The 20,583-nt window shown below is 69.5% G+C and carries 21 protein-coding genes and 1 other RNA gene; 10 read left to right on the top strand and 12 right to left on the bottom strand.

The features are described 5' to 3' along the window. Window positions 1–111: 111 nt before the first annotated feature. Together ACI8U3_RS01010 and ACI8U3_RS01005 are read right to left on the bottom strand one after the other, a co-directional pair. Window positions 112–1,638, bottom strand: coding sequence for an ATP-binding protein (locus tag ACI8U3_RS01010; RefSeq protein ID WP_415012998.1), 1,527 nt, complete (start codon window positions 1,636–1,638; stop codon window positions 112–114). Beyond that, window positions 1,635–2,345, bottom strand: a complete 711-nt coding sequence (locus ACI8U3_RS01005; RefSeq protein ID WP_415012997.1) for a response regulator — start codon at window positions 2,343–2,345, stop codon at window positions 1,635–1,637. Before ACI8U3_RS01005 ends, ACI8U3_RS01010 begins: the two co-directional genes overlap by 4 nt. 144 nt (window positions 2,346–2,489) lie before the next feature. On the opposite strand from ACI8U3_RS01005, the gene ACI8U3_RS01000 reads away from it, so the two are divergent. Continuing rightward, window positions 2,490–3,119 carry an EF-hand domain-containing protein gene (locus ACI8U3_RS01000; RefSeq protein ID WP_415012996.1) on the top strand — a complete coding sequence of 210 codons (630 nt, stop codon included), beginning with the start codon at window positions 2,490–2,492 and terminating at the stop codon, window positions 3,117–3,119. Between the two features lie 49 nt (window positions 3,120–3,168). On the opposite strand, the gene ACI8U3_RS00995 is transcribed toward ACI8U3_RS01000, so the two are convergent. After that, window positions 3,169–3,903 carry an SDR family oxidoreductase gene (locus ACI8U3_RS00995; protein WP_415012995.1) on the bottom strand — a complete coding sequence of 245 codons (735 nt, stop codon included), beginning with the start codon at window positions 3,901–3,903 and terminating at the stop codon, window positions 3,169–3,171. 143 nt (window positions 3,904–4,046) lie between these two features. Between ACI8U3_RS00995 and ACI8U3_RS00990 the strand changes: the two genes are divergently transcribed. Beyond that, entirely contained in the window at window positions 4,047–4,934 is an 888-nt protein-coding gene (locus ACI8U3_RS00990) for an AraC family transcriptional regulator N-terminal domain-containing protein (protein ID WP_415012994.1), read from the top strand. A gap of 38 nt (window positions 4,935–4,972) precedes the next feature. On the opposite strand, the gene purT is transcribed toward ACI8U3_RS00990, so the two are convergent. Together purT and tkt are read right to left on the bottom strand one after the other, a co-directional pair. Further along, the gene (gene purT / locus ACI8U3_RS00985; RefSeq protein ID WP_415012993.1) at window positions 4,973–6,172 is read right to left on the bottom strand and encodes a formate-dependent phosphoribosylglycinamide formyltransferase; all 1,200 of its coding nucleotides are present in this window, start codon (window positions 6,170–6,172) and stop codon (window positions 4,973–4,975) included. Between the two features lie 53 nt (window positions 6,173–6,225). Then, complete coding sequence (gene tkt, locus ACI8U3_RS00980; protein WP_415013177.1) at window positions 6,226–8,175, bottom strand: transketolase; 1,950 nt, start codon at window positions 8,173–8,175, stop codon at window positions 6,226–6,228. Between the two features lie 151 nt (window positions 8,176–8,326). Between tkt and ACI8U3_RS00975 the strand changes: the two genes are divergently transcribed. The 5 genes from ACI8U3_RS00975 to ACI8U3_RS00955 all read left to right on the top strand — a co-directional run bounded on the left by ACI8U3_RS00975 (window position 8,327) and on the right by ACI8U3_RS00955 (window position 10,630). Continuing rightward, on the top strand, window positions 8,327–8,581 hold the full coding sequence (locus ACI8U3_RS00975; protein WP_415012992.1) for a hypothetical protein: 255 nt from the start codon (window positions 8,327–8,329) through the stop codon (window positions 8,579–8,581). After that, window positions 8,581–8,889, top strand: coding sequence for a cell division protein ZapA (locus ACI8U3_RS00970; protein ID WP_415012991.1), 309 nt, complete (start codon window positions 8,581–8,583; stop codon window positions 8,887–8,889). Before ACI8U3_RS00975 ends, ACI8U3_RS00970 begins: the two co-directional genes overlap by 1 nt. Window positions 8,890–8,990: 101 nt before the next feature. Continuing rightward, window positions 8,991–9,152: non-coding RNA, 6S RNA (gene ssrS / locus ACI8U3_RS00965), on the top strand. A 36-nt stretch (window positions 9,153–9,188) separates the two neighbouring features. Further along, window positions 9,189–9,812, top strand: a complete 624-nt coding sequence (locus tag ACI8U3_RS00960) for a 5-formyltetrahydrofolate cyclo-ligase (RefSeq protein WP_415012990.1) — start codon at window positions 9,189–9,191, stop codon at window positions 9,810–9,812. After that, window positions 9,809–10,630, top strand: coding sequence for a TIGR00282 family metallophosphoesterase (locus ACI8U3_RS00955; protein ID WP_415012989.1), 822 nt, complete (start codon window positions 9,809–9,811; stop codon window positions 10,628–10,630). The genes ACI8U3_RS00960 and ACI8U3_RS00955 overlap by 4 nt, the downstream gene beginning before the upstream one ends. A gap of 17 nt (window positions 10,631–10,647) precedes the next feature. On the opposite strand, the gene ACI8U3_RS00950 is transcribed toward ACI8U3_RS00955, so the two are convergent. Continuing rightward, entirely contained in the window at window positions 10,648–10,827 is a 180-nt protein-coding gene (locus ACI8U3_RS00950; protein ID WP_415012988.1) for a hypothetical protein, read from the bottom strand. Between the two features lie 122 nt (window positions 10,828–10,949). Here ACI8U3_RS00950 and ACI8U3_RS00945 point away from each other — a divergent pair, with 122 nt between their 5' ends. Together ACI8U3_RS00945 and ACI8U3_RS00940 are read left to right on the top strand one after the other, a co-directional pair. Next, window positions 10,950–11,723, top strand: a complete 774-nt coding sequence (locus ACI8U3_RS00945; protein ID WP_415012987.1) for a YebC/PmpR family DNA-binding transcriptional regulator — start codon at window positions 10,950–10,952, stop codon at window positions 11,721–11,723. Between the two features lie 79 nt (window positions 11,724–11,802). Next, window positions 11,803–12,825 carry a class I fructose-bisphosphate aldolase gene (locus tag ACI8U3_RS00940; RefSeq protein ID WP_415012986.1) on the top strand — a complete coding sequence of 341 codons (1,023 nt, stop codon included), beginning with the start codon at window positions 11,803–11,805 and terminating at the stop codon, window positions 12,823–12,825. Window positions 12,826–12,831: 6 nt separating this feature from the next. Here the strand turns inward: ACI8U3_RS00940 and ACI8U3_RS00935 are convergent, their stop codons facing one another. From ACI8U3_RS00935 to cysG, 5 genes are all read right to left on the bottom strand, one after another. After that, window positions 12,832–13,857 (bottom strand): cysteine synthase A, encoded by a 1,026-nt coding sequence (locus ACI8U3_RS00935; RefSeq protein ID WP_415012985.1) that lies wholly within the window; start codon window positions 13,855–13,857, stop codon window positions 12,832–12,834. Between the two features lie 245 nt (window positions 13,858–14,102). Beyond that, entirely contained in the window at window positions 14,103–15,173 is a 1,071-nt protein-coding gene (locus tag ACI8U3_RS00930) for a phosphoadenylyl-sulfate reductase (RefSeq protein ID WP_415012984.1), read from the bottom strand. Further along, window positions 15,160–16,815, bottom strand: coding sequence for a nitrite/sulfite reductase (locus tag ACI8U3_RS00925; RefSeq protein ID WP_415012983.1), 1,656 nt, complete (start codon window positions 16,813–16,815; stop codon window positions 15,160–15,162). The genes ACI8U3_RS00930 and ACI8U3_RS00925 overlap by 14 nt, the downstream gene beginning before the upstream one ends. Next, a complete protein-coding gene (locus ACI8U3_RS00920; RefSeq protein ID WP_415012982.1) occupies window positions 16,815–17,096 on the bottom strand; it encodes a DUF2849 domain-containing protein in 282 nt (93 codons plus the stop codon). Before ACI8U3_RS00920 ends, ACI8U3_RS00925 begins: the two co-directional genes overlap by 1 nt. Continuing rightward, window positions 17,093–18,487: a siroheme synthase CysG gene (cysG, locus tag ACI8U3_RS00915; protein ID WP_415012981.1), complete on the bottom strand. Its 1,395-nt coding sequence runs from the start codon at window positions 18,485–18,487 to the stop codon at window positions 17,093–17,095. Before cysG ends, ACI8U3_RS00920 begins: the two co-directional genes overlap by 4 nt. Before the next feature lie 102 nt (window positions 18,488–18,589). Here cysG and gcvA point away from each other — a divergent pair, with 102 nt between their 5' ends. Beyond that, on the top strand, window positions 18,590–19,519 hold the full coding sequence (gcvA, locus tag ACI8U3_RS00910; RefSeq protein WP_415012980.1) for a transcriptional regulator GcvA: 930 nt from the start codon (window positions 18,590–18,592) through the stop codon (window positions 19,517–19,519). Here the strand turns inward: gcvA and queG are convergent. After that, on the bottom strand, window positions 19,516–20,553 hold the full coding sequence (queG, locus tag ACI8U3_RS00905; RefSeq protein WP_415012979.1) for a tRNA epoxyqueuosine(34) reductase QueG: 1,038 nt from the start codon (window positions 20,551–20,553) through the stop codon (window positions 19,516–19,518). The two genes, gcvA and queG, sit on opposite strands and share 4 nt — an antisense overlap. Window positions 20,554–20,583 lie beyond the last annotated feature (30 nt).

Raw genomic sequence — 20,583 nt, 5'->3', positions numbered from 1 at the left:
CCTCTTCCTGAAGGGCCTGACGGCGATGTTTTGGTTGGCGTCTTAGTGACGCCCCGGCGCGCGGGATTCAAGTCCGGCCACGGTCACGCTCTGCAAGCGTCGGTGACGGCGTCAGGTTTCGCGGGCCGCAGGCAGCGTCAGGCGCGCGGTCAGGCCGCCGCCAGGGCGGGTCTCCAGCGTCACCTCGCCCCCGTGGGCGCGGGCGATGCGGCGCGCGACGGCCAGGCCCAGACCCGCCCCGCCGGTCTGACGATTGCGCGAGCGTTCGCCCCGGCTGAACGGCTCGAACAGGGCCTCGACCTGATCCGGCGGAATCCCGGGACCGTCGTCCTCGATCACGACGGACACGCCGCCGGAGCCGGTCTGGGTCCGGACCCGGGCGGCGCCAGCGAACTTCACCGCATTGTCGATGAGATTGGCCAGGGCCCGGCGCAGGGCTGCGGCGTCGCCCGTCGCCTCGGCGGCCTTGCGACCGGTCATGGAGACCGCCGCGCCCGTCTCGGCGAAATCGCGCACCGTTTCCCGCGCCAGGCGGGTCAGGTTCAGCCGCGCGTGCGGCCGGCCTTCCTGTTCCCCCCGCGCATAGGCCAGGGCGTGGGCGATCAGGGCGTCCATCTCCTCGATGTCGGCGGCCATGCGGTCACGCACGGCGGGCGCGGCCTGCTCGGCGCGGAATCGGAGGCGGGTCAGGGGCGTGCGCAGGTCGTGGGCGATGGCGGCGATGGTCTGGGTGCGCTCGGCCACATGGCGGCGGATGCGATCCTGCATGTCATTGAAGGCGGCCATGGCGGTGCGCACCTCGCGTGGCCCGGACGGGGTCAGGGGCTCGGCCTCCGGGTTCGCGCCCAGCCGCTGGGCGGCGTCAGCGAACAGGCGGATGGGCCGGGTCAGGCGGCGGGCCATGATCCAGACCAGCGGCGCCAGCAGGGCCAGGGTGATCAGAAGGCCTATCAGGATGCGGGCCTGCCACGGGCTGAGCAGGCCGCGGGGCGGGCTGACCACCGCCCAGCGCCCGTCCTCCATCTGGAAGGCCGCCGTGAAGGGCGCGAAGGTCAGGTGTTCGGCCAGAAGGGTGAAGCCGGCCCCGCCCCGCTCAATGCGGATCGGCGCCCCCGCTTCTGCCTGACGCACGACCCGAACCTCTGTGTGGACCTCGGTCGGGGCTTCAGCGGACGGTAGAGCCGGGACGACGGACGACTCCTCCTGCTCCCCGCGCTGGACGAAGACGAAACTCTCGCTGCGTTGCTGGGCCCCGCCTCCCGGCGAAAGCCCCCGCAAGGACGGTGCGAACCGATCACGGCGCGGCGCCTCCAGCCGCACGCGGACAGCGTCAGGCTCTACATCGAGGCGTTCGGCGAGGGCGGCGGCCAGCGCGGTTTCAAGCGGCGATGTCTGCGGGGCCGAGGGCGGCTGGCCGGCCATGCGGCGGCGCAGGGGGCGGCCGTCCGATGTTTCGGCTTCCCCGCCCCTCAGGGCCTCGGCGGCGGCGGAGACGCTGAAGCCTGCCGGGCGCGGTTCGGGCGCCATCACGATCAGGGCGAAGGTCACCGCCTGGGCCGCGATCACCGCCACCGCCGCCAGGGCCGCCACCTGGACCAGCACCGGCGGCGCGGTCCATCCCGAGATCCAGCGTCTCATCGCGTCACCGCCGCGTCGAACAGGTAGCCCTCGCCCCGCCGGGTGACGATCAGGTGGCGGCCGGAGCCGTCATCCAGCTTCTTCCTCAGTCGGCTGATCTGTACGTCCACGGCGCGGTCGAAACTGTCGGCGGTCTGGCCGAAGGCGGCGTCCAGCAGCTGGTCGCGGCTCATGACCCGGCCAGGGCGCCGCGCCAGGGCGTGCAGCAGGGCGAACTCGCCGGCCGTCAAGGGTACGGCGCGGCCGTCCGGCGTCGCGAGTTCATGGCGGGTCAGGTCCAGCCGCCAGCCCGCGAAGGCCAACACCCGCGTCTCGCCCACGGGCGCCGAGCCGTCGCGCCGCCGCAGCACCGCGCGCACCCGCGCCAACAGCTCTCGCGGATTGCAGGGCTTGGCCAGATAGTCGTCGGCGCCCAGCTCAAGCCCCACGATGCGGTCCGTCTCCTCGCCCATGGCCGACAGCATCACCACCGGCTGGCCCCGCGCGGCCAGCCGACGACAGGCGGACAGACCGTCCTCGCCGGGCATCATCACGTCCAGCACCACCAGATCGGCGGGCCGCGCCTGCAGCGCCCGGTCCATCTCGGCGGCGGAGGCGACGGGTTCGGCGGCATAGCCGTGCCGGTCCAGATACTCGCACAGCACCTCGCGGATGCCGGGGTCGTCATCCACCACCAGCAGGCGTGGGCGGGCTTTGGCGTCGGTCATGAGCCTCATTCTGAAAGGCTGTGGCGGCGCACGTATTTCAAGGCTGAAACAAAGGCCGGGTCGAGTGAAATATCCCAGCAAGGCGGCCGTGCTTCTTCATGGCCGTCCGCGCCCGATCGAAGGCGCACAAACGGGAGACCTCTCATGCGCACCGCCGCCGCCATCGCCGCCCTCATGCTCATCGCTCCCGCCGCCGGGGCGCAGGACGCCGAAACCCGCACCGAAACCCGCGTCATGGTCCTGAACGGGCCCGGCGGCGAGGGCGGGCTGGACCGGGACGGCGACGGCTATGTCACGCGCGACGAATTCCTGACGCCCATGATGACCGCCTGGGAGCGGATCGACGTCGAGGGCGCCGGCCGCGTGTCCGCCGAGGATCTGGCCCGGGGCGTTGGCGGCGGCGAGGACGGCGAGCGTCACGTCTTCATGTTCCGCTCGGGCGAAGACGGTCCGATGGAATGGCATGGGGAGGACGGCCCGGTGATCATCGAACGCTCGGGCGGCGGGGACGGCGAGACCCGCGTGGAGGTGCGTCGCATCGTGCGCGGCGGTCCGGGCGGCGAGTACGACGGCGGACACGGCCCGCGCATCATGATGCTGGGCGACAGCGACGGCGCCATGGACACCGACGGCGACGGCCGCGTGTCAGAGGCCGAGTTCCTGGCCCGCATGGGCGACGCCTTCCGCCGCATGGACGCCGACGGCTCCGGCTATCTGGAAGACGGTGAACACGGCGCGCGGCGCATCGTCCGCCGCGAGCGCGTGGAAGAATAGGGTTGGGCGGCAGGGAGAAGGCATACGCCGCCTTCTCCCTGCCAGCGCGTCAGACCGTGGTTGCGGTCGGGCGGACGATGATCTCGCTGACGTCCACCTCGCGCGGCTGTTCGATGGCGAAGCGCACGGCGCGGGCGATGGCCTCGGCCGGGATCGCCTTCTTGCGGTACTCGTCGATGAAGGCGGCGGTGTCGGCGTGGGTGATCGTTTCAGCCAGCTCCGATTCCGTGACGCCCGGCGAGACGACCGAGACCCGCACCTTGTCCGTTTCCTGACGCAGGGACTCCGAGATCACCCGCACCGCGAACTTGGTGGCGCAATAGACCGAGGCTGTGGGCAGTATCTGGTGCCCGGCGGTAGAGGCGATGTTGATGATCTGACCCTCGCCCTGTTCCTCCATGACCGGCAGGGCCGCCGCAATGCCGTGCAGGACGCCGCGGATGTTGACGTCGATCATGCGGTCCCATTCGTCGACCTTAAGCGCGGCCATCGGCGACAGGGGCATGACGCCCGCATTGTTGACGATCACGTCCACCCGACCGAAGCGCTCGCGCGCTGCGTCCACGAAGGCCTGCACGTCCTCACGCGAGGTCACATCCAGGGAGCGGGCCATGGCCTGGCCGCCCGTCGCCTCGATTTCGGCCTTCAGGGCTTCCAGCCGATCCAGCCGCCGCGCGCCGATCACCACCTGTGCGCCGGCCCCGGCCAGTTCGCGGGCGATCGCCTCGCCGATGCCGCTGCTGGCCCCGGTCACGAGCACCACCTTGTTCATTGCTTGCGTCATGTCTGCCTCCTTTGATCTGGCGAGACAGGAGATAGGACGCGGCGGGACCGGGGCGTTAGAATGGTCCTCCGGCATCCTTGCACGATCCTCCACACTGCGGCATGTCGGCTTGCGAACCGCGCGCGCGGGTGGGAAGCAGAAGCATGGAAAATCTCGCCTCCATAATCGCCAGACACACGTCCGGAAACGGCGTGGTGGAAACGGCCATTCCCGGCATGGCGGTCATTCGACAGACACAGCCGACGGACCGGATTCCGGTTCTGCACCAACCGGCGGTTTGCATCATCGCCCAGGGCGCCAAGGTGATCATGCTGGGCGAGGAGACCTATCGCTATGACGCGGCCTCCCATCTGGTGGTGTCCGTGGACCTGCCTCTGACCGGGCAGGTGACCGAGGCTTCGCCCGAGCGTCCCTATCTGTGCCTGCGCATCGATCTGGAACCGGCGCTGCTGACCGAGCTGATGACCCAGCGCCCGCCCCCGCCGGGCGAGGAAGGGTCGCGCGGAGTCCACCTCAGCCGCACCACCCCCGAACTGGCGGACGCCGCGACGCGCATGGTGCAGCTGTTGGACAATCCGGAGCACGCTGCGGTTCTCGCCCCCCTGATCCGGCGGGAGATCCACTACTGGCTGCTGACAGGCGATCAGGCGGGCGTGGTGCGCGAGATCGGCGCGCCCGACAGCCGGCTTTCCCATGTCAGCCGCGCCATCACCTGGATCCGGGACAATTATCATCTCCCGTTCCGCATGGACACCCTGGCCCGTGAGGCGGGCATGAGCCCCTCGGCCCTGCACCAGCACTTCAAGGCGGTGACGGCCATGAGCCCCCTTCAGTACCAGAAGCAGATCCGCCTGCAGGAGGCTCGCCGCCTCATGCTGAGCGAAGCCTGCGACGCCCAGGGCGCGGGCTTCCAGGTGGGCTATGACAGCCCGTCCCAGTTCTCGCGCGAATACGCCCGCCTGTTCGGAACGCCACCCGCCCGGGACGCCGCCCGGCTGCGCGCCGAGGGGATGCTGGCGGCGGTCGTCTGACGGCGCAGTCTGATCAGACGGCGAGCCCGTATCGCCCCTTAAGCCCTGACAGGCCTGACGCGCGAGGCCGCCTCGCGGGCCCGTTCACGAGCCTGATCCGTGTCATCACCACGCGCTAAAGCCACACCCATGCGGCGGCGCTCGAAGCTTTCGGGCTTGCCGAACAGGCGGATGTCGGCTGCAGGCACGGACAGGGCGTGATCGACGCCTTCGAAGGCGATGCCCTGCGCATCCATGCCGCCATAGATGACGGCGCTGGCGGCGATGTCGGTGCGGCTGACGTCCACCGGCAGGCCCAGGATGGCGCGGGCGTGGATGGCGAACTCGCTGAAGCGCTGGCTGGCGAGGGTGACCAGCCCGGTGTCGTGCGGGCGGGGCGAGACCTCGGAGAACCAGACCTGATCGCCCTTCACGAACAGTTCCACACCGAACAGGCCAAGGCCGCCGAGGGATTCCGTGACCTTGCGGGCGATGTCCTGCGCCGAGTTCAGCGCCGTGTCGGTCATGGCCTGCGGCTGCCAGCTTTCCACATAGTCGCCCTTGACCTGACGGTGGCCGATGGGGTCGCAGAAATCGGTGACCACCTGACCATCACGCAAAGAACGCACGGTCAGCAGGGTGATCTCGAAATCGAAGTCGATGCGCCCCTCGACGATCACCCGCGCCGTCTCGACCCGGCCGCCCGACTGGGCGTAGGCCCAGGCGTTGGCGCAATCCTCCAGCGCCTCCACATAGCTCTGGCCCTTGCCCGAGGAGGACATGACCGGCTTGACGAAGACCGGCAGGCCGATGCGGTTCGCCGCGTCCGCCAGTTCCAGAGCCGAGCCGGCGAAGGCGTAGGGGCTGGTGGGCAACCCAAGTTCCTCGGCGGCCAGACGGCGGATGCCCTCGCGGTTCATGGTCAGCTGCGTGGCGCGGGCTGTCGGGATGACGGTGGCCATGCCCGCCGCCTCGATGTCGGCCAGCACCTCGGTGGCGATGGCCTCGATCTCGGGCACGATGATGTGCGGCGCCTCGGCCATGATGACCCCGTTCAGAACGTGCGGGTCGGTCATGGGGATGACGTGGCTGCGGTGGGCCACCTGCATGGCCGGAGCGTTCGCATAGCGATCCACCGCCACCACTTCGGCGCCCAGACGCTGCAGCTCGATGGCCACTTCCTTGCCCAGTTCGCCCGCGCCCAGCAGCATGACGCGCACGGCGGTGTCGGAAAGCGGCGTGCCCAGTTTCATGACCATTTCCTTCTCCGGCGCGCGGGGCCCCTTCTCCCGCCGGGAGAAGGACATGAAGATCAGAGTCGTTCCTTCACCTGCGCCACCACCGCGTCGGCGGTGATGCCGAAGCCTTCGTACAGGCGCGGGGCCGGGGCCGATGCGCCGAAGGACGACATGCCGACGAAGCCCCCGTCCTCGCCGATGAAGCGCTCCCAGCCCTGCTTGATGGCGGCCTCGACGGCCACGCGGACCGTGCCCCGGCCGATGACCGCGTCCTGATAGGCCTTGGGCTGCTGCTCGAACAGTTCGAAACAGGGAACCGAGACCACGCGGGTGGGAACGCCCTGGGCCTGAAGGGTGTCGCGGGCCTTGAGCGCCAGCGGAACCTCGGTGCCGGTGGCGAACAGGGTGGCCTTCGCCTCACCGTCGGCGGGGCGCAGCTCATAGGCGCCCTTGCCGCACAGGTTTTCATCGGACGCCGTGACGCGCACCGCTTCGGTCTTCTGGCGCGACAGGGCCATGGCCGACGGGGCGGCGCGATGCTCCAGCGCCAGCTTCCAGCACTCGAACGCCTCCACCGTGTCGGCCGGGCGGAACACCAGCAGATTCGGAATGGCGCGCAGGGCGGCCAGATGCTCCACAGGCTGGTGGGTGGGGCCGTCCTCGCCCAGGCCGATGGAGTCGTGAGTCAGCACGTGGACAACACGGATGCCCATCAGGGCCGCCAGACGGATCGACGGGCGCGAATAGTCCGAGAACACCATGAAGGTGCCGCCGTAGGGGATGACCCCGCCGTGCAGCGCCATGCCGTTCATGGCCGCGGCCATGCCGTGCTCGCGGATGCCCCAGTTCACATAGCGGCCGGAATAGTCCGGCGTATCGAGGATGGGCGTGTCCTTGACGTAGGTGTTGTTGGAGCCGGTCAGGTCGGCCGAGCCGCCGATCATCTCGGGGATGTGGCCGAACAGTTCGGTCAGGGCGGCGCCCGACGACTGGCGCGTGGCCTGGGCCGGTTTCGTCTCCACCAGTTCGGCGATCTTGGCGTCCAGGGCGTCGAAGGCGCCCGTGGGCAGGTCGCCCTTCATGGCGCGGGTGAAGTGCTCCGCCTGCGGGTGCGCGGCCAGCCGGCCTTCCCAGGCCTTGCGCAGCTTGCCGCCCCGGCGGCCGACGGCGCGCCAGGCCTTCTCGATGTTTTCCGGCAGGTCGAACGGGGCGTGATCCCAGTTCAGGCCCAGACGGGTGGCGGCCACCTCGGCGGCGCCCAGGGCCGCGCCATGGGTCTTGTGGCTGCCTTCCATGGTGGCGGCGCCGCGGCCGATCTTCGTCTTGCAGGCGATCAGGGTCGGCTTGTCCTGCCGCGTGGCCCACACCAGGGCGCGGCGGATCTGGCCTTCGTCATGGCCGTCGATGGCCTTGACCGCCCAGCCCGAGGCCTTGAAGCGCGCCAGCTGGTCGGTGGCGTCCGACAGGCGCACCGAGCCGTCGATGGTGATGTCGTTGTCGTCCCACAGCACGGTCAGGCGGTTCAGCTTCAGCCGCCCGGCGATGCCGATGGCCTCCTGGCTGACGCCCTCCATCAGACAGCCGTCGCCGGCGATGACCCAGGTGCGGTGATCCACCAGATCGTCGCCGAAGCGCGCGTTCAGGTGCCGCTCGGCCATGGCGAAGCCCACGGCGTTGGCCAGGCCCTGGCCCAGCGGCCCGGTGGTGGTCTCGGCGCCGGGGATATGGCCGTACTCGGGATGGCCCGCCGTCTTCGATCCCCACTGACGGAAGTTGGATAGCTCCTCCTTCGTCACGGCCTTGTAGCCGGTCAGGTGAAGCAGGCTGTACAGCAGCATGGAGCCGTGGCCCGCCGACAGGATGAACCGGTCCCGGTCCGCCCAGTCCGGACGGCTGGCGTCGAACTTCAGATATTTCGAGAACAGCACCGTCGCCACATCAGCCATGCCCATGGGCATGCCGGGGTGGCCGCTGGCGGCCTTTTCCACCGCGTCCATGGACAGCACCCGGATCGCATCGGCCATCTGGCGCGCGGTGGGCTTTGCGGGCGGGGTGCGGGTGGTCTGGGGTTCGGCCACGGCGGCGGACCTCTCGAACAATGAATAGTAAACGGGGGCGGCGCCGCTTTACCCCGACGCGCCTTCGGGTTCTATACGAAAACTGGAGGATTTGAGCATGGCTGACGCCGTCGAGGCCGCACGGGCCCGCATCGACCGTGCGCTGAACGATCTGGAGCGCAAGGTGCGCGAGCTGAAGGCGCGCCCGGCGCCGATCCGCGACGACGACCTGTTCGCCCCGCGTCCCGGCGACGGCGCCGAGACCGGAAACGCCGCCCGGGTAGCCGAGCTGGAGACCGCCGCCGACGAGGCGTCGAAGGCCCTGTCCCGCGCCGCGGACGAGGTTCGCGCCATGCTGAACGGAGAGGACTGATGGCCACCGTCACCGTCGAGATCAATGGCCGTCCCTATGCGGTGGGCTGCGCCGACGGTCAGGAAGAGCGCGTGCGCATCCTGGCGAAACAGTTCGACAATCATGTCCGCGACGTGGCCGCCGATGTGGGCCAGGTGGGCGATATCCGCCTCTTCCTGATGGCGGCCCTTGTTCTGGCCGACCAGCTTCAGGAAGCCCGCATGGGCGAGGCTCCAGCCGCTCCTGCGGCCGCCCCTTCCGAGGCCGGCGTGGCCGAAGCCCTGAACGCCGTGGCCGCCCGCATCGAGAAGATCGCGGCAGGGATCTGACTTCTGCCCCTCACCCAATCTCTCCTCGCGAGCGGGGAGAGGAGCAGAACTGAATCCGCCTTGTTGCAGACACCGCCCGCGCCTATCTTGCGCGGTGGCGGGTCATGCTGTGGCTCACGTCGAAGGCAACATATCCTCGCGGCCTTAATTCACTCGAAGGGAGTTGTCCCTGTCCGGGCTCGTGGGCCTGGGCATACGGCGCCCACCTGGTTATCCAGGCTCGAGAGGATCAAACCGTCCTTCACGGCTCTCGCGGCGCCGCCAACCTTTCTTCCTGAAAATGCGCTAAGGCTGGGATCGTGACCGTCAAATCCGATCTTCGCGCCGCCATGCGCGGCCGCCGCAAACAGGCGGCCGACGCGAACCCCTACGCCGCCGAGCGGCTGGTGGAGCATGTGGGCGCCATGCTGGATGCTCTGTTTTCCAGCACCGGCGACTTCGCGACAGACGCCCCCGACCGGACCCTCACCGCGGCCCTCTATGGGGCGCAGGGGTCCGAGATGGACGCCGCCCCCCTGGCTCGCGCCCTGATGGTTCACGGGCTGGAGCTGGCAATGCCGGTCGTGGTCCGTCGCGACGCCCCACTGGTGTTTCGCCGCTGGCGCCCCGGCGACCCGCTGGAGCTGGATCAGGCCGGATGCCCGGCGCCGCTGGACCTGGCGGGCGACGTCACGCCGGACCTCATCATTGTGCCGCTTCTGGCGTTCGACGCCTCGGGCGGACGGCTCGGCCAGGGCGGCGGCTATTACGACCGCACGCTGGAGGCCCTGCGCGCCGTGGACCGCATCCCCCGCATCGCCGCCGTCGGCCTGGCCTATGCGGCTCAGGAAATGGACAACCTGCCCATGGACCCCCACGACCAGCCGCTGGATGGCGTCCTGACCGAAGCGGGCTATAGGTCCGCCAAAAGGATATCTGAATGAGACTGGCTTTCTTCGGCGACGTGATCGGCAAGTCCGGGCGTGACGGGCTGTCCGATCACCTGCCGGGCCTTCGCCGCGACCTGAAGCTGGATTTCGTGGTGGTGAATGCGGAGAACGCAGCGGGCGGCTTCGGCATCACCGAGAACACGGCGCGCGAGATCTTCGCCGCAGGCGCCGACGTCCTGACCCTGGGCAACCACTCCTGGGACCAGCGCGAGGCCCTGACCTACATCGTGCGCGAGCCGCGCCTGATCCGCCCGGCCAACTATCCTCGCCTGATGGACGCGCCGGGCCGGGGCGCGGACGTGTTCACGACCTCAGACGGCCGCCGGGTGCTGGTCATGAACGTGCTGGGCCGGGTTCACATGGACCCCATGGATGACCCATTCAGCGCGGTGGAGCGTGAGCTTAACACGGCGCCGCTGGGCGTGGTCGCCGACGCCGTGATCGTGGACATCCACTGCGAGGCCACCAGCGAGAAGATGGCCATGGGCCATTTCTGCGACGGCCGCGCATCGCTGGTGGTGGGCACCCACACCCACGTCCCCACCGCCGACGCCCAGATCCTGCCGGGCGGCACCGCCTATCAGACCGACGCGGGCGGGTGCTGCGACTACGACTCGGTCATCGGCAACGACAAGGAAGAACCCCTCCGGCGCTTCACAACCCGCCTGTCCGGCGGCCGCTACGCCCCGGCCAGCGGCCCGGCGACAGTGTGTGGAGTCTATGTGGAGACCGACGACCGCACGGGCCTGGCAACAAGGGTAGAGCCGATCCGGGTGGGCGGTCGGTTGAGCCAGAGTGTCCCGACGGCCTGACAGGCCGCCGCGCTCGCTTAGTCGTCCAGCCACCCCATGAGCGCCAGGGCGCCGACGCCGGTCAGAACGCCCAGCGCAAAGGCGGTGACCACCGCGCCGGTGGCCACGGCGGTGGAGACGGTGACGGGCCGCGCCTCGTACCATTCGACGATGTCCGCTTCGTCCTCGTCCTCGATCGCGATTTCCTCGGCGCCCATGTGGTCCTCCCGCTGGCTGGCCCTTGCCTAATCCGCAGGGTGGGCCGGGGTTCCTTGTGACCGTCGCCGCCTTGCGCTAGACGGCGCCCTTCCTTCTCTGGTCCAGATTCCGGGGCGCTCGCATGGCCGGCCATTCCAAGTTCAAGAACATCATGCACCGCAAGGGGCGCGCCGACGCGGTGCGTTCCAAGCTGTTCTCGCGCCTGTCGCGGGAAATCACCGTGGCGGCCAAGTCCGGCCTGCCCGACCCGGCGCTGAACCCGCGCCTGCGTCTGGCGGTCAACAACGCGAAGGCCGAGAGCCTGCCCAAGGACGTCATCCAGCGCGCCATCAGCAAGGCGTCCGGCGGCGACGTCGATACGATGGAGGAGATCCGCTACGAAGGCCGCGGCCCCGGCGGGGTGGGCATCATCGTCGAGGCCCTGACCGACAACCGCAACCGCGCCGGATCCAACATCCGCGCCGCCTTCACCAAGAACGGCGGCGCCTTGGGCGAAATGAACTCCGTCGCCTTCATGTGGGACCGGGTCGGCGAGATCCGCTATCCGGCCGAGGCGGGCAGCGAGGAAGCCGTCATGGAGGCCGCCATCGAGGCGGGCGCCCAGGACGTGCACAGCGATCTGGTCAAGCCGGACATCTACGAGGACGCGCCCGGCCACACCATCTGGACCGCCTTCGAGGACCTGAACGAAGTGGCCGAGGCCATGTCCAAGGTTCTGGGCGACCCCAAGTCCACCGCCATCGTCTGGAAGCCGCAGTCCGAAGTGCCGGTCACCGGCGAGGCCGTGGGCACCCTGTTCAAGCTGCTGGACGCCCTGGACGCCGAGGATGACGTGGCCAACGTCTATTCCAACGAAGACGTCTCGGACGAGGACGCGGCGAAGTACGGGGGCTGATCCCCCTGTAACCCTGCGTGACTTTGCCGCCGCCCGGCGCTAGACAGCGGCAAAACAACATATTCAGGGGACTATCGGCATGGATCTCGCGGCTCTGAACGCGGTGGCGACGGCTATGGTGCAGCCCGGCAAGGGCATTCTGGCGGCGGACGAATCCACCGGCACCATCAAGAAGCGCTTCGACGCCATCGGGGTGGAGAACACCGAGGACAACCGGCGCGACTATCGCGAACTGATGTTCCGCGCCGACGCCATGAAGGACTACATCTCGGGCGTCATCCTGTTCGAGGAGACCCTGTTTCAGGACGCCGCCGACGGCACGCCGCTGGTGGAGTTGATCAATGCCGCGGGGTCCATCCCCGGCATCAAGGTGGACAAGGGCGCCACCAAGATGGCCGGCTTCCCGGGCGAGACGGTGACCAAGGGTCTGGATGGCCTCAGCAAGCGCCTGCGGTCCTATCGCGAGCGCGGCGCCCGTTTCGCCAAGTGGCGCGGCGTCATCGACATCGCGGACGGCGTGCCCACCTGGACCTGCATCAAGTCCAACGCCCACGCCCTGGCCCGCTACGCCCGCATCTGCCAGCAGGAGCAGATCGTGCCCATCGTGGAGCCCGAGGTGCTGATGGACGGCCCCCACGACATCAACCGCTGTGACGAGGTCACGCGTCAGGTTCTGCAGACCGTCTTCAACGAGCTGTTCGAGCAGCGCGTGGCGCTGGAGGGCATCGTGCTGAAGCCCAACATGGTCATCTCCGGCAAGGGCAGCGTCCGCCAGGCCCCGGTCGAGGAAGTGGCCGAGCGCACCATCGCGGCGCTGAAAGCCACCGTGCCGTCGGCGGTTCCGGGCATCGCCTATCTGTCAGGCGGCCAGACCGACGAGCAGGCCACCGCCCATCTGGACGCCATGAACCGCATCGGCGGCTTCCCCTGGAAGATGACCTTCTCGTACGGCCGCGCGCTTCAGGCGGCTCCCCAGCGCGCCTGGGGGGGGGACAACGCCAACGCCGCCAAGGCCCAGGCCGCCTTCGCCCACCGCGCGAAGATGAACAGCCTGGCCAGCCTGGGCCAGTACGACGCGTCGATGGAAAACGAGGCGGCGTAAACCCGACTAGGCCGCCGCTTCAGCCGGAGCGGCGGCCGCCCAGGGCGGCAGGGGCAGACCCTTCGACTTCAGGAAGTCGATGTTGAACAGCTTGGACGCATAGCGCGTGCCGGGATCGCACAGGGGCGTGACGATGGTCTTGCCCGGGCCGATGTCGCGCGCCAGCCGGATGGCGCCGGCGATGTTGACGCCGCTGGAGCCGCCCAGGGACAGGCCCTCCTCGCGGATCAGGTCGAACACGATGGGCAGGAATTCCTCGTCGGTGATCTGATAGCTGTGATCGGGCGTGAAGCCTTCCAGATTGCCGGTGATGCGCGCCACGCCGATGCCCTCGGTGATGGACGAGCCGGAGCCCTGCATGACGCCGGTGGTGAACCAGCTGTAGAGCGCTGCGCCCATGGGGTCGGCCAGGGCGATTCGGATGTCGGGGTTGCGCTCCTTCAGGAAGGCGCCGACGCCGGTGATGGTGCCGCCAGAGCCCACGGCGCTGACGAAGGCGTCCACCTTGCCCTCGGTCTGCTCCCAGATTTCGGGGGCGGTGCCGGTGTAGTGGGCGCCCCTGTTGGCGGTGTTGTCGAACTGGTTGGACCAGAAGGCGCCGTTCGGCTCGCTCTCATTCAGCTCCTTCGCCAGACGCCCGGAATAGTGGACGAAGTGGTTGGGACTGCTGAAGGGCGCGGCGTCCACCTCGACCAATCGCGCGCCCAGGGCGCGGATGGCGGCCTTCTTCTCCTCGGTCTGGGTGCGGGGGATGACGATGACCACCGGGTGGCCAAGCGCCGCGCCCACCAGCGCCAGACCGATGCCGGTGTTGCCCGCCGTGCCCTCCACGATCACCCCGCCGGGGCGAAGCTCGCCCGAAGCGCGCGCAGCGGTGACGATGCCCAGGGCGGCGCGGTCCTTGATGGACTGGCCGGGGTTCAGGAACTCGGCCTTGCCCAGGATGGTGCAGCCCGTGAGCTCGGACGCCTTCTTCAGCTTGATCAGGGGCGTATTGCCGATCAGGTCGGCGACGGACTGGGTGATGGGCATGGTTGTCATTCGGCAGGTGGGGAGAGGTTGAGAGTGATATAGGGACGATCAGAAGCATTCACCCTCTCCCGATGGGAGAGGGCTGCGCGCACGGATGCGGCAGCATCCGTTCTTCGCGCGCAGGGTGAGGGTCGGGTGGTGGCCTTCTGATCCACCCGACCCTCATCCCCCGCGCCAGAACCTCCGCTTCGCTCCGGTGCGCGGGTTCCCCCTTCTCCCATCGGGAGAAGGATTGGAGCGGGCAGTCATGCAGCACGGGCGCCCATGTGGATGCCGCACTCCACCTTGTCCGTACCGGACCAGCGGCCGGCGCGGGCGTCCTCGCCCGACCGCACCGCGCGGGTGCAGGGCCAACAGCCGATGGAGGCGTAGCCCTGATCCGCCAGCGGGTGGGCCGGCAGATCGTGGGCCTCGAAGCGGGCCTCCACCTCGTCGGCGTCCAGATTGGCCAGCGGATTGACCCGCACCTGCCCGTCCAGCACCTCGAACACCGCCAGCCGCTCGCGGGTCGCGGCCTGATACCGCTTGCGGCCGGTGATCAGGGCGTCATAGGCCGCCGCCGCCCGGCCCAGCGGCCGGACCTTGCGCAGGTCGCAGCAGGCGTCCGGGTCGGTGCGCCACAGATTGTCTTTCGGGTCTTCGCCCGCGCGCTCGGCGGCGTCGGGCAGGACGATCTTGACGTTCGTCAGGCCGAGGCGGTCCGCCAGCTGATCGCGGTAGGACAGGGTCTGGAGGAAATGCTGGCCGGTATCGAGGAACAGCACCGGCGTCGACGGATCGGTCTGGGCCAGCAGATGCAGGCTGACCGCCGCCTCGGCGCCGAAGGACGACAGCTGGGCGATGCGGCCGGGGAATTCGCGGTGGGCGGCGGCGAGGATCGCTTCGGGCTCGGCATCCCGATACTGCGCGTCCAGCCGGGCGGCCTTCTGCTCCAGCGTCTCGACGGCGGCGCGGCGGCGCCAGACCGGGACGGCGGCGTCGGCGGCGGGCTGATAGACCGTGTCGATCACCGCCAGCATGGCGCGCCATTCGGCTGGGTCGGCGCCGGGATTCAGGCGCACGGCGTCAAAGCCGGAGCGCTTCAGGTGGCGGGCCTGATCGGGCAACAGGTCGCCCGTGGCGATCAGCTCGCCGCCATAGCCCCGCTCGCGCAGGATGGAGGCCAGCGAGAAGCCGCGCCCGTCGCGAAAGGCGCCGAAGCGGATGGTCAGGCGGTTGGCGCCGCTGGCCGCCGCCTCGACCTCGGCCAGCGGCGTGTCGCCCGGAATGGCGGCGTCCGGCTCTTCGGTTTCGGGCAGGGGATCAAGCAGCCTCATAGATGGCCTCGCGGAAGGGTTCCGCGCCGGTGCGGCGCACGGTGTCGATGAAGCGTTCGCCATCGTGGCGGATGGCCAGATAGCGGTTCAAGGCCCGTTCAATGGCGGGGGCGACCTCCTCGGCGGGCAGGCTCTTGCCCACGATTTCGCCCAGCGCCGCCTGTTCATCGGGCGAACCGCCGACGGTGATCTGGTAGAATTCCTCGCCCTTCCGATCCACGCCCAGCACCCCGATGTGGCCCACATGGTGGTGGCCGCAGGCGTTGATGCAGCCGCTCATGTTGACGCGGATCGGGCCCAGCTTCTCCTGAAAGTCCAGATCGGCCAGCCGCTTCGACAGGGCCTGGGCCACCGGGATGGAGCGGGCGTTGGCCAGGCTGCAGTAGTCCAGCCCCGGGCAGGCGATGACGTCGGTGACCAGATCGGCATTGGCGGTGGCCAGACCGTTGGCGTGCAGGGTGCGCCAGACCTCGGGCAGGTCGTCCAGCTTCACATGGGGCAGAACCAGATTCTGCTCATAGGCCGCCCGCACTTCATCGAAGGAGAAACGCTGCGCCAGATCGGCGACCACGTCCATCTGGTCCGCCGTCATGTCGCCGGGCACGCCGCCCACGGGCTTGAGCGAGATGATCGCGCTGGCGTAGCCGGGCGCGCGGTGGCGGCGGACGTTGTTGCGGCTCCAGCGGGCGAAGTCGGGATCGGCCAGCATCGCCCGGTCGAACGGGCCGGAGTGCTTCGGCAGGGTCTCGAACGGCGGCGGGGCGAAATAGGCCTGGATGCGGGCCAGCTCCTCATCCGGGATGCGCAGGTCTTCGCGGCGCAGGGTGGCGAACTGGCGCTCAACCTCCTCGCGGAAGGCGTCGATGCCCAGGGCGGCCACCAGAATCTTGATGCGCGCCTTGTGGATGTTGTCGCGGCGTCCCAGCAGGTTGTAGGCCCTCAGGATGGCGGTCAGATAGGCCAGCAGCTCGCGGCCCGGCACGGCGGGGGCGATCTCCTGGGCGATGTGGGGCAGGCGCCCCTGCCCGCCGCCCACGAAGACGCGGAATGCGGCCTCTCCATTCTCGCCCCGCACGATCTGCAGCCCCACGTCGTGGGTGCGGATGGCGGCGCGGTCGGTCTCGGACGCGATGACGGCGATCTTGAACTTGCGCGGCAGGAACGAGAATTCTGGGTGGATGGTAGACCATTGGCGGATGATCTCGCACCACGGGCGCGGGTCCTCGATCTCCTCGTCCGTAGCCCCGGCGAAGACGTCGGTGGTGACGTTGCGGATGCAGTTGCCCGAGGTCTGGATGGCGTGCATCTCGACCTCGGCCAGCTCGGTCAGGATGGCGGGCAGGTCCGACAGGGCAGGCCAGTTGTACTGGATGTTGGTGCGCGTCGTGAAATGGCCGTAGCCCTTGTCATAGACCCGCGCGATGTGGCCCAGCTTCTTCAGTTGGGCGCTGTTCATGGTCCCGTAGGGCACCGCCACCCGCAACATGTAGGCGTGTAGCTGCAGATAGACCCCGTTCATCAGGCGCAGGGGCTTGAACTGGTCTTCGGTCAGGCGGCCGTCCACGCGGCGGCGGACCTGATCGGTGAACTCGGCGATGCGTTCCTTGACCAGGGCATGGTCGAACTCGTCATAGCGGTACATCAGGCGGCCCCTTCGATGTCGGGGCGGCTATGGCCCACCGTGGGGCCGGTGGAGCGGATGAACTCCTTGAAGCGGTCGCGGCCAGAGGGCGCGCCGTCGTTCACCTCCACCAGATAGGGGTTCACGAACAGGTCGGGCCGGGCGGCGGCGGCGGCCAGGGCGCTGTCGGCCTCGGCGTCGTCCAGCCACAGGGCATCGGCCAGGGCTTCGGTGGCCAGACCCTGCGCGCCCCAATACAGGACACGGCCGTCGGACAGGCGGTTGGCGGTCAGCACCTTCATGCCGCAGCCTCCCGAAGCTGACGGACCGGTTCGGCGGAGGACTCGGCGAAAACCGCCACCTCGCCCACGAACAGCATGGCCGGGCCGGTGACGGCGTGGCGGGCGACCAGTCCGCCCAGATCGTCCAGCCGTCCGGTCAGCACCCGCTCGTCCGGCCGTGTGCCGTTCTCGACGACGGCCACGGGGGTGGAGGGCGCCCGGCCCGCGGCGATCAGGTTCTCGCTGACCTGATCCGCCAGTCCGGCGCCCATGTAGATGGCGGCGGTGTGATTGGTCGTGGCCAGCGAAGCCCAATGGGCCGCTTCCCCGCCCGGCTTGGGCTGGGCGGTCACGAAGCTGACCGCCTGGGCGTGGTCGCGGTGGGTCAGGGGAATGCCCGCCGACGCGGCGCAGGCCAGGGCGGCGGTGATCCCGGGGATGACATGGGCCTGAACCCCCGCCGCCTGCATGGCCGCCAGCTCCTCGCCGCCGCGCCCGAACACGAAGGGGTCGCCGCCCTTCAGGCGGACCACGCGGTGGCCCGACTTCGCCTCGGCGATCATCAGGGCCTCGATGTCCCGCTGGGGCACGGAATGGTCGCCCTTGGCCTTGCCCACATAGATGCGTTTGGCGTCGCGGCGGGCGCGCTCCAGCACCGCATCGCTGACCAGCCGGTCGTGGATAATGACGTCGGCGTCCTGCAGCACGCGCAGGGCCTTTAGCGTCAGCAGCTCGGGATCGCCCGGCCCGGCGCCGACGATGTGCACCACGCCGTGCTCGGGCGCCGCCACGTTCAGCAGGCGCAGCATCTCGCGCCGCGCCTCGGCCTCGCGGCCGTGGGCCACCAGATCGGCGGCGGGGCCCCGGAAGGCCCGCTCCCAGAACCGGCGGCGCGCCATGAAGTCGGGCACCGAGGCCTTGACCGTCTCGCGCAGTTCGCCGGCCAGCCGGGCCAGCGGACCCAGGGCGGCGGGCAGCACCGCCTCGATGCGCGAGCGCAGGTCCCGCGCCAGAATGGGTCCCAGTCCGCCGGTGGCCACGCCCACCACCACCTGATCGCGGTCGATCAGGGCGGGAGTCTGGAAATCGCTCAGGTGCGGGCGGTCCACCACATTGACCTGGGCCCCCGTGGTGCGGGCCATGGCGGCCAGACGGGCGGCGTCGCCCGCGTCCTCCACCGCGATGAACACCAGCCGGGCGCCGGCCAGATGCTCGGCGGCAGGCTCGGCGAAGACCGGCTCGGGCGCGCCATTGGGCCATTCGCGGCGGTCGGCGATTTCGCCGACGGCGAACCACGACAGGGCGGCGGGCGAGCCCACGAACAGGCGCAGCTTGGCCAGCGCCGCCTCGCCGCCGCCGATCACGGCGACGCGGACGTCGGTCAGGGGGATGGAGGCCAGGAAGACGCGCATGGTTCGGAACTCTTGAAACGAGCCGCGATCCAACACCCGGCGCCGGGCGCCTCACAAACCATTATGCCTTGCGCTTCCTGTTAGGAAATCTAATGACGGTGCATGGCCAGACCCTTGTTGCCCCTGAACGCCCTGCGCGCCTTCGAAGCGTCCGCCCGGCACCTGAACTTCAGCCGCGCCGCCGATGAGCTGTCGGTGACGCCCGGGGCCGTCAGCCAGCAGATCCGCCTGCTGGAGGACATCGTCGGGGCGCCCCTGTTCAAGCGCGAGCCCAAGGGGCTGGCCCTGACCGATCTGGGCCGCGCCTCCATCCCGCTGCTGCGCGAGGGCATGGAGCGGTTGATGGACGCCTCGGCCCTGCTGCGCGAGCCGCCCCGCAAGAAGCAGATCAGCGTCAGCGTGGCCCCGTCCTTCGCCGCCAAATGGTTGATGCCGCGCATGGACCGGTTCCACGCCGAGCATCCCGAGGTGGAGGTGTGGATTTCCGCCGACATGGAGCCGGCGGACCTGTCGGACGGCACGGTGGACGTGGCGGTGCGCTATGGTCCCGGCGGCTACGCCAACGCCCATGTGGACCTGCTGATGACCGAACAGGTGCTACCGGTCTGCGCGCCCGGCCTGATGAACGGCGACAAGCCCATCAGGAAACCTGCCGACCTGATCCACCATGGCCTGCTGCACGACGTGTCCTCGGACGCCGATCCGGGGCGACCGGACTGGGCCATGTGGTTGAAGGCGCGCAAGGTGCGCCATCCCGACCCGCGCCGGGGATCGCGCTTCTCGCAGTCCAGCCTGCTGATCGAGGCGGCGGTGGCGGGGCGCGGCGTGGCCCTGGCCAAGCGCACCCTGGCCCAGGCGGACCTGAGCGCGGGCCGGCTGATGGCGCCCTTCCCGGACGGCAGCCAGACGGTGGGCTTCGCCTATCACATCGTCACCCCGCGCGACCGCCCGGCCTCGCCCAGCGCCGTCGCCTTCACCGACTGGTTAAAGCGCGAGGCGGTGGATCACGAGAACAACATGGACCAGCTTTAGGCGGCCCTCAGTCGGCCCAGCGCCCAACCGGCGGCGTCGCGCACCACCGGGGCCGGATCCTCCAGCAAGCGTTCAGCCGACGGGATCAGGGCAGGATCGCCGCTGTTGCCGATGGCGTACAGAACGTTGCGGACGAATCGATCGCGGCCGATGCGCTTTACCGGGCTCTTGGTGAACAGGGCGCGGAAGGCCGCGTCGTCCAGCGCCGCCAGATCGGCGAGGTGTGGCGCGGTCAAGCTGTCGCGGGCGTGGAGCCGCGCCTCGTGCGCGCCTCGTGCGAACTTGTTCCACGGACAGACCGCCAGACAGTCGTCGCAGCCGTAGATGCGGCTGCCGGTCGCCACGCGAAATTCCTCAGGCCACGGCCCGGCGAACTCGATGGTCAGGTAGGACAGGCAGCGTCGCGCATCCAGTTGGAACGGGGCCGGAAAGGCGCTCGTGGGACAGGCGTCCAGACACGCCCGGCATGAGCCGCAGTGCTCGTCCTCGGCAGGGTCGGGCTCATAGTCCGCCGCCGACAGGATGACGCCCAGAAACAGCCAGTTGCCGTGGGTGCGGCTGAGCAGATTGGTGTGCTTGCCCTGCCAGCCCAGACCCGCGCGCTGGGCCAGCGGCTTTTCCATAAGCGGCGCGGTGTCCACAAACACCTTCACGTCCTCGCCGGAGCGGGCGGCCACGATCCCGGCCAGTTGCTTCAGCCGGCCCTTTATGAGCTCGTGATAGTCGTCGCCCCGGGCATAGACCGAGATATAGCCGGCCGAGCGGTCTTCCATCTCGGGCAGCGGATCGTGCTCGGGACCGTAATTGAGGCCCAGGACGATGGCGGTGCGGGCGTCCTGCCACATGGCGGTGGGGTGGGCGCGGCGCGCCAGCGTCGTTTCCATCCAGCCCATCTCGCCGTGGCGGCCCTGATCCACGAAATGGGCCAGCCGTTCGCCCGCGCTCCAGGGCTCGGCCGCCGAGGCGAAGCGGCAGACGTCGAAGCCCAGGTCCGTCGCACGGCGGCGGATCTCGTCTCGGGGGTCCCTGGCCATAGGGCGCGATAGCGCGCGCAGCGGCGGAAA

This window comes from Brevundimonas sp. (assembly GCF_047617075.1).
Lineage (GTDB): Bacteria > Pseudomonadota > Alphaproteobacteria > Caulobacterales > Caulobacteraceae > Brevundimonas.
This window is presented reverse-complemented; position numbering and strand designations above follow the sequence as displayed.